Raw genomic sequence first — 12,000 nt, 5'->3', positions numbered from 1 at the left:
CCATCACAGCCATCATGCGAAAGCTCATCATCCTCGCAAACGCACTACTCAGGGACAATCGGACCTGGACACCATCTCTCCCTTGACCAACACGGATACTCTAGAAATCGCGCAGGTGCTCGGCGTCTCGTCCGGACGAAGGCCTGGCCGACAGGACGGCGGCGACGACCGAAGCGGCGACAAGGCCGAGCACGACCCCAAGATAAGCCCAGGGGATCGACAGCGCCTCGGGCGGAGGGTCGAACACGCCAGTCAACAGCTTCACCAACATCCACGCCGTCAGGAACCCCGACAGCAGACCGAATGCGAAACCACCGACGAGGATGAGGAGGCCTTCGCCCCACAGGAAGGCCGCCAATTGCCGGGGCTTGGCGCCGATGGCGCTCAGTATGGCGAAGTTCCTGCGGCGCTCGATGAACCCCAATGCCAGCATCAGGCCGGCGGCGGCAGCCGCCATGACAACAGAAAACCCCAGTTCGATCGTGGTCAGCCCGCCGAGGTCGACCGCCGTCAGGCTCGAGCCGATGAGATGAGCGGCTTGTGCGATGTCGGCAACCTTCAGCGACGGATCGAAGGAAAGCACCGAAACGGCCTGTCGTGCCAGCGCTGACGGATCGGCCTTTGCCCGCATCAGGACGTATTCGGATGCATCCGACCCGGTCATGCGGCCCACGTAGGCGGCGTTGGCGACGAGGAAGGAGTCCTTCGGCGCGGTCGGAAACTCACGCACAACACCAATGAACCTGAAGGCGATGGGATGGTACTGGTGATCCTTTGCATCCATGAGCCGAAGATTGATCGTATCGCCTTGCTGGAGCTGGAAGTCTTGCACGGTCTCTTCCGACACCAGAACACCGTTGGGAGTCAGGGTGAGCTGGTCGAGCATGCTGGCCGCGCTGGCGCCGCTGAAATAGGCATCGGAAAGGCTCGTTGCGCGTTCGATGCGCATGGGGTCGATGCCATAGAGATCCTGCAGGTCGGCGCCGACATAGGCGAAACGGTGCTGCATGGGCTCTGCCGCTGCCGCCTCGGGCAGTGCGGCCAGCGCTGCCAGATGTGTCCCGGCCGGCCTGCCCGATGTGCCGAAGACGGTGACGTCGGAACCATTGGTCAATTCCGCGTCGATGCGCGCCTGTGCGTTGTAGGTGGTGTTGAAGATCGCGGTCGACGTGGCGAAGGAGATCGCCAGCGCGGTCATGGCGATGCCGACGGTCAGGCGTCCCGATTGCCGAGACAGCGCCGCCGATACGACGTTCGCGAGAGGCCCGGCGACTGGCGCGATGATCGCCCGAAGGCCCGCGCCGTTGCGCGCGATGATAGTGCCCGACAGCCGCACGGTCAGCAGCGCCATGCCCAGCCAGAACAGCGCCGGCGCGATGAACGCCTTGTAGTCCACCGAGGTTGCGGCGACGCCTTCGGGTGCCAGCACGATCTGGTATCCGGTGCTCGCCGACTGCCAGAAGAAGAGCCCGGCTGCCGCGAGCAAAAGCATGTCCAGCCATAGGCGCTGCCAGACCGGCGTCCCCGAGCGGCTGACGGCACGCCGCGCGGCACTGACAGTCGCCCAGCGCGCGTCACGCCAGGCAGGAAACAGAAAGGCGACGAAACCGACGAGCAGCCCGAACAAGGCGACAAGAAGCAGTGTCGGACCGCTCGTGCTCGCCGTTACATGCTGGCCCGAAGCGATGCGGCCGAAGAGCAACGCCGCGGCTATGCCAAGCGCAGTTCCGCCGACAGCGGCGATCGCGGCCTCGGCTGCCGACAGGGACAGGATTGTCCTTGTCGTGGCGCCGCGGACGCGCAGCAGCGCCTGCTCCATCCGCCGGCGCGCCGCACCGGACGATGTGACCGCAAAGGTGAGCGCAATGGCCAGCGCAATGCCGGGCAGCCCGAGAAACAGGAACAGCACGGAGGCGTAAAGTGCGTCCTCGCGGACTGCTCCGAGGCGGGAGCCGAGATTGTCGGCGACCAGAGCCTGACCCACGGTCCGCGCCTCGAGGTTGCGCTTTGCACTGGTGACGAATGTATAGGCCGTGACAGGATCGGTGGGCAGCGCCTCATGGGCGAGCCGAACATGCCATTGCAGCCTGGTGGTGTCGGGGCGCATTTTCTGCTGCGGGTCGAACAATTGCTGCCAGTCCTGCCGTGACAGCACAAGCACATTGTCAGGCGGCGCCTGCGGAGCAGCCTGGGGCGGCAGGCCTACCGCCTGGAACAGCGAATCGGCGTCGGGAAGGTCGATCACGCCGGCAACTTTCACTTCTGCCGGGGGCAGCCCGATTCGCTTGATCGACACCGTGTCGCCGGGGCCGACATGTAGGTTGGCCGCCGTCTGCTGGGCAATGAGAACACCGTCGGTCTTGCCGGAAAGCGGCCGGACTTCGGCCGGAAAGGCCCGGGAATAGCCGCTATCGAAGGCGATGACCTGTCCCGGTCCGGTGGTCTGCGTGGTGCCGCCGGTCTGGGCCTCGAAACCGGCGACATCCGCATAGCGGACCTGGTAAACGGCCTTGACCGGCGTGGCTTCGCTCACCGCCTTACCGATCAAGTCCGGATCGGCACCGGAAATCACCTGGACCTGCCAGTCGATCGGCACGGCCGATATGGCGCGAGCCGTCATCGAGGAACTGGCGCTGGCGAGAAAAAGCGCCATCGCCGCGAGAAGCGCTACGCTGAGCGCGACGCCCGCCATCGAGCCGGCGATACGAACGAAACGACGGGCGAGTATGCCCCGAAGCCAAAGCAAAAGCATCATGCTGTGACGTTCCACGGCCGACCGGTGACCAGCCGGCCGTGATCCATTGTCCAGCGCGTTGCCATGCGAGCCGCGACCGCTTCGTCATGCGTCGCCACGACCAGCGCCACGCCGGTGTCCTCCAGCCGGTCCAGCACGGCGTCGAAGAAGAATTGCGCCGTCCGGCTGTCGAGCTGCCCGGTTGGCTCGTCGGCAAGAACGAGTTTCGGTCCTGTGGCCAGCGCCCGGGCCATGGCAATGCGCTGCGACTGTCCGCCGGACAATTCCTCCGGCAGTTTGTCGCCAAGCTCGCCGAGGCCAAACGACTCCAGCAGTGCTGCCGCGGTTTCATCCGCGGCGCTTTCGCCGGCCAGCACCATTGGCAGGCCGACATTCTGAGCCGCCGTAAGGGCGGGAAACAGGCTGGGCGACTGGAACACGAATCCGACCTGACGCGGCCGCAGTTCCTCGAACGGGCCGAGCCCGGGCCATTCAATGGTGCCGGTCGTCGGTCTGTCCAGCCCGCCAAGAATATGCAGCAGCGTTGTCTTGCCGCTGCCGGAAGGCCCGACCAAGGCAATGCGCGCGCCCGCCGCGATCTCGCAGTCGACATCGCGCAAAACGGTGATCCGGCCGGCGTTCCCATCATGAAAGTCGCGGCCAAGACCTTTGCCGACAACTAGCGTCCTACTCACCCTCGATCCTCCCGTCTCTCAGACGGATGATCCGGTCGGCTCTTTGCGCCAGCGCTTTGCTGTGGGTTGCGAGCAGCGTCACCAGTCCGGCTTCGCGTCTGGCCTCGAACTGCTCGATCAGCCCTGATTCAGTGTCGCGGTCGACCTCCGCGGTCGGCTCATCGGCAACCAGAATGGGGGGATCCGCGGCCAGCGCCACGGCAAGGCCGGCGCGCGCCGTCTCGCCGCCCGAAAGCTCGGTTGGAAATGCATTTCCGCGATGCGACAGGCCGACGCTTTCCAGCAGGGCGCCAATTCGTTTCTCGTCCTGCTTTCCCGCCAGCAGCATCTGCAAACGGATGTTCTGCTCGACGCTCAGGTGGCCAAACAGGTTGCCGGACTGTAGGAGGATGCCGAAATTGGCGATGCGAATGCGCGTGCGCTCGGCCTCCGATCGTCGGGTCAGGCGCAGGCCGGCCACCTCGACATGACCACCATCCGGCTCGTCCAGCCCGGTTACGCAGGCCAGCAAGGTGGACTTGCCGCTGCCGGACGGCCCGGTCAGGGCGACGATCTCACCGGGCGACATCTGAAAACTTACACCGCGCAGTGCAGCCGTCTCGTCGTCGCCGATGTGATAGAACCGATAGAGTTCGTGCGCGTCCAGCGCGTGCATCTCACTTCCACCGCAACGAGTTGGACATCAACTGCCACTGGTCGACATTGTCGGCGCCCTTTGGCGCATAGAGTTCGAGCGTGACGAGCTTGCCGTCCTTGAAATAGAGGTAGCGCTCATTTTCCAGGCGGACCTGCCTGTTGGTCACCGCGTTCGGTTCGGAGTTGGACGTGTAGACGATGCGGATTGCCGGCCCCGCCGGCAGCTTGACCTGCTTGACCGCCGTAACCCGGACTGCTCGACCGGTGGATTGCAGCTTCGGAACATAGTCCGCCTTGACGCTGTCGACGGTTGGCGCGGCGTCCGCCTTCGCCACGGAGACAACGACGCCGTCGAGCTTGTCGACGAAGCTGGCGCCGTCGGCATGATCCGAGCGCGCCCAGCCCTCCGGCACCTTCATGGTGAAACCTTGCGGCGAGGCATAGTCGATGAAGACCTGCGTATCGGGAATGTCCCCAGGAGGGTTCTTTTCCGCGGGGACGACCTTCTCGGCCGCTAACGCCGGCAGATTTGCGAAACCTGGAATGAGCGCGCCGGCAGCGCCCAGACATGCCGCGACAGTAAGCATCGGCAGGATCCGGCTGATTTTTCGATGAGCGGACATCATTTGAGCGGCCTTTCGAGTTGGCACGGCGGATGCGCTCACTATCGCGCATCAAGCTTACAGGCATGTCGCCTGGTTCATACGGATTGGTAAGCTTGGAGGGCAGTGGCTAGCCAGCCGATGATTTAGCAGCGGGGAAACTGACCACCACCGCGAGGCCTGGATGACGGTCCTCCAGGGCAATGGATGCGCCGTGCAGATCGGCTATGGCGCGCACCAGGCTAAGCCCAAGGCCGCTGCCGGGCGTCGAGCGGCTGTTGTCGAGCCGGTAGAGCCGTTGGAACACTTTTTCACGCTCCTCAATAGGAATCCCCGGGCCGTCGTCGCCGACTTTCGCAACAATGCGGTCGTCCTGCCGGGTCACCGACAATTCGATGACGGTGCCTGCCGGGCAATGCCGCAAGGCGTTCTCCACCAGATTGGCGAACATCTGCGTCAACAATTCCCAATCGCCTTGGATCTGACATTGTGCGCCTTGAAAGATCTTTGCCGTCAGCGACTTTCCGTCATCCTCGGCAACGTCCGCATAGATTTCGGCAATGCTCTCAACGACGCCATTGACGTCCAGATCGATGAAGCGCGCCTTGCGTGCTCCAGCCTCGATCTGGGCGATGCGCAGCAAGGCATCGAACGTCTCATTGATCTGGAGCCCTTCCGCCCGGGCGTCCGCCAAATCATCGGAAACCGCTTCGCCCAAAGCGGTCTTGTCGGCGGCGGCTTCCAAAATCATCTGCAGGCGGTTCAGCGGCGTCTTCAAATCATGCGCGATGTTGGCGCTGACCTGCTTCATGCCTTCGACCAGCGCCGACAGCCGGTCGAGCGCAGCGTTGACCTGTGCGGAAACCCCGTCAATATCGTCGCCGTTGCCAACCAGGGGAATGCGGGCGTCAAGCCGCCCATGCGACACGTCGACCATAGTGGCGGCGATACCGTCGAGGCGGCGCTGGACACGCGAGGCCAGCAAGGCGCCGCCGGCCACCGCCAGACCGGTGATGATGAGGGTTCCCCAGCCGAAGCTCATCAGCACAATGCTTTCCAGCTCTTCGGTCTCGGAAAGGCTGAAAGCGACCGTCAGACTGTTTCCGCCAACCGAACCGGACCAGGCCCTATAGACGGTGTCGGCTGGCACGCCGGGCATGGTGGCCTCAAACATCGAGAAGCCGTCGGGAAGGTCCGCCGCGGTAAAGTTGCCGGCAAGATGATTGCCGGCCGGACCGGTCAGCGAGAACAGCTGCTCTTTCTTGGTTGAGAGCGCCGCGTGGCTGTCGACCGTGGCAACCAGATCCTCCAGGTCGCTTTCGGCATAAGTTACCGCCACCACGGAATAGGTCTCTTTGATGGATTCGTCGAGCCGCTGGGCAAGGTCGGCGCTCATCAGCTGATAGACGATGGCGCCCGACAGGATAAAGGCAAGCACGAACAGGAAGCCGAAGGTCAATGCAAGCCGGAAAGGCGTGCTGCGCAGCAGGCTGGGGCCCGATCCATCCCGGTAGAAACGGGATGGGACTCTATCTTCTTGTTTGGCCATGATCTTTTCCAACAACCGGGCCCACTTTTTGGGATCATGGTCTAGATAGGCGCATGCAGACTGTAGCCGGTGTTGCGGACCGTATGGATAAGCTGGGTTTCGAACGGCTTGTCGATCTTGGTCCTCAGCCGGCTGATATGGGTTTCGACGACGCTCGTCTTGGGATCGAAATGGAAATCCCAGACGCGTTCCAGCAGCATGGTCCGGGTGATGACGCGGCCTTCGCCACGCATCAGCACTTCGAGCAGGCTGAATTCCCGCGGCTGCAGGTCGATCACATGCCCCTGCCTGGTGACGCGGCGCATGATCAGATCCATTTCGAGATCGGCGACCCGCAATGCGGTCTTCTGCTCCTGCGCCGGCGGCCGGCGGCCAAGGGCGTTGATGCGGGCGAGCAGCTCGGAAAAGGCGAAAGGCTTGACGAGATAGTCGTCGCCGCCGGCCTCCAGTCCTTCGACCCGGTCATCGACGCCACCGACCGAGGTCAAAAAGATCGCCGGCGTTCGCACCCCGGCGGCACGCACCGCCTTGATCATCGACAGGCCGTCCAGGCCGGGGATCATCCGATCCGCTATGATCACGTCATAGGCGTCGCGTGTCGCGGCAAACAGCGCGTCATGCCCGTTGCGCAGCAGATCGCAGACATGCCCGGCTTCGCTCAGTCCCTTGACGACGTAGTCGGCCGTCCGTGGGTCATCCTCAACAAGGAGAAGTCGCATCTCTGTTCCGGTCTGTTGCCGAGGCTTTGTCAGTGCGGCATGCTAGCACCGGCGGCGGTCCGTTCCTAGAATATCCGCCAGCGCCTGGTGGCTCGTCGTCGTTGCACATGCCCACAGTGTCATCCGACCGGATCGCGCGCAGGAACAAGCATCCTGCGCAGCACGGCGTCTTTCAGAATAAAATGATGGAAGAGTGCCGCACTGGCATGAATGCAGATCAGGACGATGAACACCGGCTTTGCCCAGGCATGGATATCGCCCATCCAGCCCCAGAGATGAAAGGCCAGAAGCCCGGAAACAGGAACAGCGACGAGAAAGCCGTAGAACAGTGCATGCGTTGCGCGTGAGGCGAAAGCCATCCATTTCGGCATTGTCGATTGCGGCTTGGGCGCACCGACAAAGAGGCGGACGGCCAGTCGCACGAACACCAGCAACAGGATCGCCAGGCCGACCCAGTAATGGGCGGACCCCATGGTCTGCTCGTAGGTTGACAGTCGGCGTCCTGCCGCTGCCGCATCGACGTAGGTTGTCATGTTTTCCCCGAACAGGAGCTGGAACAGGACAAGCGCCGCTACCGTCCAATGCAGGCTAATTTGGAGGCCGCTATAACCGGATTTCTTGGAGTTCATTCTTCTGTCCATGAGGTGAGCGCGATAGCTGCCCATAGCAACCCACGGCAGGGATCCGTGACGTTTTGGCGCGTTCTCGTCGCGTCAGGCGGGTGTGCAGATGCTTGATTCCTACTCCGATTCAAGCAGGATTTTGTCGGCCTCGTCGGTGTCCTTCTTCAGGCTCATGTAGAGAACCAGGGCGATGATGCAGCCAAGGAAGAGGATGCTGGTCAAGGTGGTGCCAAAGCCTAGGCCGCCATATTCGACCGGCTGCGAGAGCAGGTCGCCGAATGAAGCGCCCAGCGGCCGCGTCAGGATGTAGGCGAGCCAGAAGGCAAGGATGCCGTCCAGTTTGAGAACATAATGGGCAAAGGCGATCAGCGCGATGACGCCGCCAAACAACAGGCCGGTGGTGAGGTAGCCCATGTCGAACTTTTCGGCGACCAGATCGCCTGCCGCGGTGCCCAGCGAGAAGGTGAACAGTATCGCCAACCAGTAGAAGATCTCACGCCTGGTGGTGAAGATCGTGTGGATGGACAGGGTCCTCTCGCTGGCGTACCAGACCGCGAATGTTGCGGCGAGCGCGATGCTGAATGCAATCGTCGTCGTTTCAAGCCGCACCCCGAAATTGTCGACGAGATTGTCGGTGATCAGCGTGCCGACAACGCTGATCAGCACGACCGCCAGCCAGTAGGCCCATGGCACATAACGTTTCTGCGCGAATTGAAGGATGAGCGCGACAATCAGGATGCCGGTCATGATCAGCGACGTAACGGTGAGCCCGAGGCCGAGATTGACGGCGAGATAGTCGGCCGCCGTCTCGCCCATGGTCACCGCCAAGAGCTTGATCAGCCAGAAATCGACGGTGACATCGGGAACCCGGTTAAGAGCAGGCGCGACCCATCGGGCGGCTGGCGAGAGCATGGCTGTATCCCTGTCGTTGATGGAGAAGGTAGGGTCGACTTACTTGCCCAGGATTTTCATGGCCTGAGCGAAGAAGTCGTCGGCGCGCTTGTCGTCGTCGGCGTTGCAGCGCTCGATTCCCTTGGTCTCCAGCTCGGAAACCTTGGTCTTGTCCGTATCGCTGAGTTTCGCCGTTGCTTCTGCTGCCCTCAGATCCTTGAGCGAGGTTTCGCAAGGGGTCGTGGCTGCGGATGCTGATAAAATCGGGTTGGCGATGGCAACTGTACCGAGCGCGAGGGCGAGAACCAGTCTGTTCATGTGATATCTTCCCTATTTGGCGCCGGGGTTCCGGCAGTGTCGATCAAGCTCTGGCCAGTCGACCGGCAGCAGCGACCACCGGCAGCAGCGACCATAGGGAGGCGAGTTCGCCGGCATCTGTCCGGTGGTTTACTTTTTTGTAAGAATTCGAGAAAACCCGTCGATTGCCTCGCCATCAGGCGGCGGAAAGAGTAGCTGGTTACGCGCAACGACACTTCGGCCCACCCATAGACTTGCCAGAGCCGCGGGAAACCAATGACCTACGCCTCCCTCAAACCCTCCCCAAAGGCATTCGACCAGCACAAGCGCCTCATCGTTCTCCAGGTAGCGGCCGTCCTGGCCATAGCGCTGCTGCTGTTTGTCAAGCCGTTCCTGAGCGAAGGGTCGAGCGGACACGAGTTCGTCGAACTGCTGGGCGGCCTCCTCATCCTCATTTGTGTCGGTGGCCGTCTGTGGAGCATTCTCTATGTCGGCGGCAAAAAGAACGAAGAGTTGATTTCCGCCGGGCCATTTTCGATGACCCAGAACCCGCTCTACTTCTTCTCAACGATCGGCGCGGTGGGCATTGGGCTGATATATGGATCCGTCGTGGTGGCCGTGGCACTTGGCCTAGCCAGTTTCGTCGTTTTTCGGGTGACAGCGCGCAAGGAAGCTGAATTCCTGCTGGGAAAGTTTGGCCCCGCTTATCTGGCGTATGCGGAGCGAACGCCGCGCTTCTGGCCGAACCCGCTGTTGTTTGCCGACCAGGCCGAACGACAGTTCTCAACGCATGCCTTGAAGCGAACATTCTATGACGGGCTTTATTTCCTCGCCCTTTTTCCGGTGATCGAAACGGTCGAGCATTTTAGGAATGGCGGCTTCCTGCCGACACTGTTCACCCTCTATTGATCAATGCATAAATCTGCTGCCATTCGCCCACGCTCGTCGCTATCAACTGGGACAGTAGCGACCGTTTTCGCTAAAGACATAAGAGCATCGACTGATTTTCGGCACTTGGCGCAATACAGACCGGGAATTTGCGATATCGGATGGTCATTTACCGGAAGGGCACTAGCGGGACGGCGGCCAACGGAAAACCCATCTCCCAACATTGGCCAAAACATTTTCGCCGGACCCCTTTGTAGACGCACTCTTTCGCGATGTGGCTGTCGGCCGTTGAGACGGATTGCATTGAATGCGTATTTTACTTGCTGAAGACAATCGCGAATTGTCGACATGGCTTGCCCGCCTGCTGCGGCGCGATCATTACGTGATCGACTGCGTCTATCGCGGCGACGATGCCGACCTCGCACTCGCCAGTCAGGACTATGCGCTGGTCATCCTCGATCTGGCCTTGCCGCATCTTGATGGCATCGAGATCTTGCGGCGGCTGCGAAGTCGCGGCAGCACAACGCCCGTCATCATTCTCACCGCCAACGATGCCGTATCGAGCCGGGTGCGTGGCCTCGACAGTGGCGCCGACGACTATCTGGTCAAACCGTTCAACGTCGATGAATTCGAGGCGCGCGTCCGCGCGCAGCTGCGGCGTGGTCGGGCAAACTTCGACCCGATGGTGCGGTTCGGCACGCTCGCCTTCGACACGCAGGCACGTGCCTTCACCCTCGGCGAAAGCCCGCTTCACTTGACCGCTCGCGAACATGCCGTGCTTGAAACGCTGATCATGCGCGCCGGTCGGCCGGTCCAGAAGACTATGCTCGCCGAGAGTATCTTCGGCTTCGACGACGAGACAAATCCGAACGCCCTGGAAATCTGCGTTCACCGCGTCAGGAAGAAGCTGGAGGGCAGCGGCATGGCGATCACCACTCTTCGCGGTCTCGGCTACGCCTTGCGAATCGACGATGGCCACTAGAAGCCTCCAGCGTGAACTGCTCGCCTGGCTCGTCGTGCCACTGACGGCCGTCGTCTCGTTCAACGTGTGGACGACCTACAAGAATGCGGAGGAAACCGCCAATCTGATCACCGATCGAACCCTTCTGGCATCGGCTCGGGTAATCGCGGAAAACATTCGCGAAAACGACGGCGTGCTGGAAGCGCCGATCCCGCCGGCTGCGCTGGAAATGTTCGCATCCGATCAGCCCGACCGCGTCGTCTACCGCGTGACGACACCACGTGGCCAAGTCATTGCCGGCTATCCCGATGTCATCGCACCGCCTGGCCAACCCGCCGATCTCAATCCGGTCTATTTCGAAACGACGTTTCGCGACCAGCCTGTCCATGCGGTTGCCATTGCCCAGCCCATGGTCAGCAAGCAGAACCCGGGCAATGCAATGGTGGCGGTCGGTCAGACGTTGAGGGGGCACGACAAGCTGATGACCGGCCTATGGCTCAAGGCGCTGCGCGACCAGGTGCTGCTCGTCGCGGCTGCCGGCCTGCTCGGCGTTTTCGGGCTGCGCCGTGGCTTGGCGCCGATCCTGCGCCTTCGCAACGATGTGATGGAGCGCGATCCGGCGGAACTGAAGCCTTTCGCCGCCGACACTGTCCAGAGCGAATTGCGCCCGCTTGTCGAAGCGCTGAACGAGGGCTTCAACCGCATCCAGCGCCAGATGGCCACGCAGAGGCGCTTCGTCGCCAACGCCGCGCACCAGTTGCGGACGCCGCTGGCGCTGTTGAAGACGCAGGTCAGCGTCGGCCTGCGCGAACGCGATATCGGCACCAAGGATGAAATTCTGGCCGCGGTCGACATGTCTGTCGATGGCATGGCGCGGCTGTCGAACCAGCTTCTTTCACTTGCCCGCGCCGAGCAGGGTAGCTCTTCGCTGATGAAATCCAGCGTCGATTTCAGCGCCGTGGCCAGGGATGCTCTCGAGGGGTTGGCGCAGGCGGCGCTGTCGCGCAACATCGACCTCGGATTCGAGTCCGAGGGAGATGATCTCATCGTGTGGGGACATCCGACCTTGCTTCGCGAACTTGTCGTCAACGTGGTCGACAACGCCCTGCGCTACACCCCACAAGGCGGCTCGGTCACCGCAAGGATCGGCCGCGATGCGAGCTGGATCGTGCTGCAGGTGGAAGATACGGGACCGGGCATTGCCGAAGGCGACAAGGAAAAGGTGTTCGAGCGCTTTTATAGAGGGTCCGAACCGGACAGCGAAGGCACCGGCTTGGGTCTCGCCATCGTGCGCGAGATTGTCTCGTCGCATGACGGCGAGATCGCGCTCGCCAACCGCAAGCCGCTGCCCGGATTGAGCGCCCAAGCCAAGCTGCCCGCCTACCAGGCAGCCCAAGCCTGATTC

Annotated in this window: 12 protein-coding genes; 3 read left to right on the top strand and 9 right to left on the bottom strand. The window is 62.1% G+C overall.

The window, feature by feature from the left end:
• Positions 1-100: 100 nt before the first annotated feature.
• The 9 genes from NKH30_RS29085 to NKH30_RS29045 form a co-directional block, all read right to left on the bottom strand.
• Positions 101-2,755, bottom strand: a complete 2,655-nt coding sequence (locus NKH30_RS29085; protein ID WP_352997670.1) for an ABC transporter permease — start codon at positions 2,753-2,755, stop codon at positions 101-103.
• Entirely contained in the window at positions 2,752-3,429 is a 678-nt protein-coding gene (locus NKH30_RS29080; protein ID WP_352542759.1) for an ABC transporter ATP-binding protein, read from the bottom strand. Before NKH30_RS29080 ends, NKH30_RS29085 begins: the two co-directional genes overlap by 4 nt.
• Positions 3,422-4,084, bottom strand: coding sequence for an ABC transporter ATP-binding protein (locus NKH30_RS29075; RefSeq protein WP_352923615.1), 663 nt, complete (start codon positions 4,082-4,084; stop codon positions 3,422-3,424). Before NKH30_RS29075 ends, NKH30_RS29080 begins: the two co-directional genes overlap by 8 nt.
• 1 nt (position 4,085) lies before the next feature.
• Entirely contained in the window at positions 4,086-4,652 is a 567-nt protein-coding gene (locus NKH30_RS29070) for a hypothetical protein (RefSeq protein WP_352542761.1), read from the bottom strand.
• A gap of 145 nt (positions 4,653-4,797) precedes the next feature.
• Positions 4,798-6,216, bottom strand: coding sequence for a sensor histidine kinase (locus tag NKH30_RS29065; protein WP_352816320.1), 1,419 nt, complete (start codon positions 6,214-6,216; stop codon positions 4,798-4,800).
• A 41-nt stretch (positions 6,217-6,257) separates the two neighbouring features.
• Positions 6,258-6,935: a winged helix-turn-helix domain-containing protein gene (locus NKH30_RS29060; RefSeq protein WP_352542763.1), complete on the bottom strand. Its 678-nt coding sequence runs from the start codon at positions 6,933-6,935 to the stop codon at positions 6,258-6,260.
• A gap of 119 nt (positions 6,936-7,054) precedes the next feature.
• Positions 7,055-7,564: a cytochrome b gene (locus NKH30_RS29055; RefSeq protein ID WP_352997669.1), complete on the bottom strand. Its 510-nt coding sequence runs from the start codon at positions 7,562-7,564 to the stop codon at positions 7,055-7,057.
• Positions 7,565-7,675: 111 nt separating this feature from the next.
• Positions 7,676-8,470 carry a COG4705 family protein gene (locus NKH30_RS29050; protein ID WP_352542765.1) on the bottom strand — a complete coding sequence of 265 codons (795 nt, stop codon included), beginning with the start codon at positions 8,468-8,470 and terminating at the stop codon, positions 7,676-7,678.
• Between the two features lie 39 nt (positions 8,471-8,509).
• Complete coding sequence (locus NKH30_RS29045) at positions 8,510-8,767, bottom strand: hypothetical protein (protein WP_352542766.1); 258 nt, start codon at positions 8,765-8,767, stop codon at positions 8,510-8,512.
• 255 nt (positions 8,768-9,022) lie between these two features.
• Between NKH30_RS29045 and NKH30_RS29040 the strand changes: the two genes are divergently transcribed.
• From NKH30_RS29040 to NKH30_RS29030, 3 genes are all read left to right on the top strand, one after another.
• Positions 9,023-9,655 carry a methyltransferase family protein gene (locus tag NKH30_RS29040; RefSeq protein WP_352542767.1) on the top strand — a complete coding sequence of 211 codons (633 nt, stop codon included), beginning with the start codon at positions 9,023-9,025 and terminating at the stop codon, positions 9,653-9,655.
• Between the two features lie 286 nt (positions 9,656-9,941).
• The gene (locus NKH30_RS29035) at positions 9,942-10,616 is read left to right on the top strand and encodes a response regulator (RefSeq protein ID WP_352542768.1); all 675 of its coding nucleotides are present in this window, start codon (positions 9,942-9,944) and stop codon (positions 10,614-10,616) included.
• On the top strand, positions 10,606-11,997 hold the full coding sequence (locus NKH30_RS29030) for a sensor histidine kinase (RefSeq protein WP_352997668.1): 1,392 nt from the start codon (positions 10,606-10,608) through the stop codon (positions 11,995-11,997). Before NKH30_RS29035 ends, NKH30_RS29030 begins: the two co-directional genes overlap by 11 nt.
• The last annotated feature ends 3 nt before the right edge of the window (positions 11,998-12,000 follow it).

This window comes from Mesorhizobium sp. M1273, assembly GCF_040318195.1.
In the GTDB taxonomy this organism is placed as follows: Bacteria; Pseudomonadota; Alphaproteobacteria; order Rhizobiales; family Rhizobiaceae; genus Mesorhizobium.
This window is presented reverse-complemented; position numbering and strand designations above follow the sequence as displayed.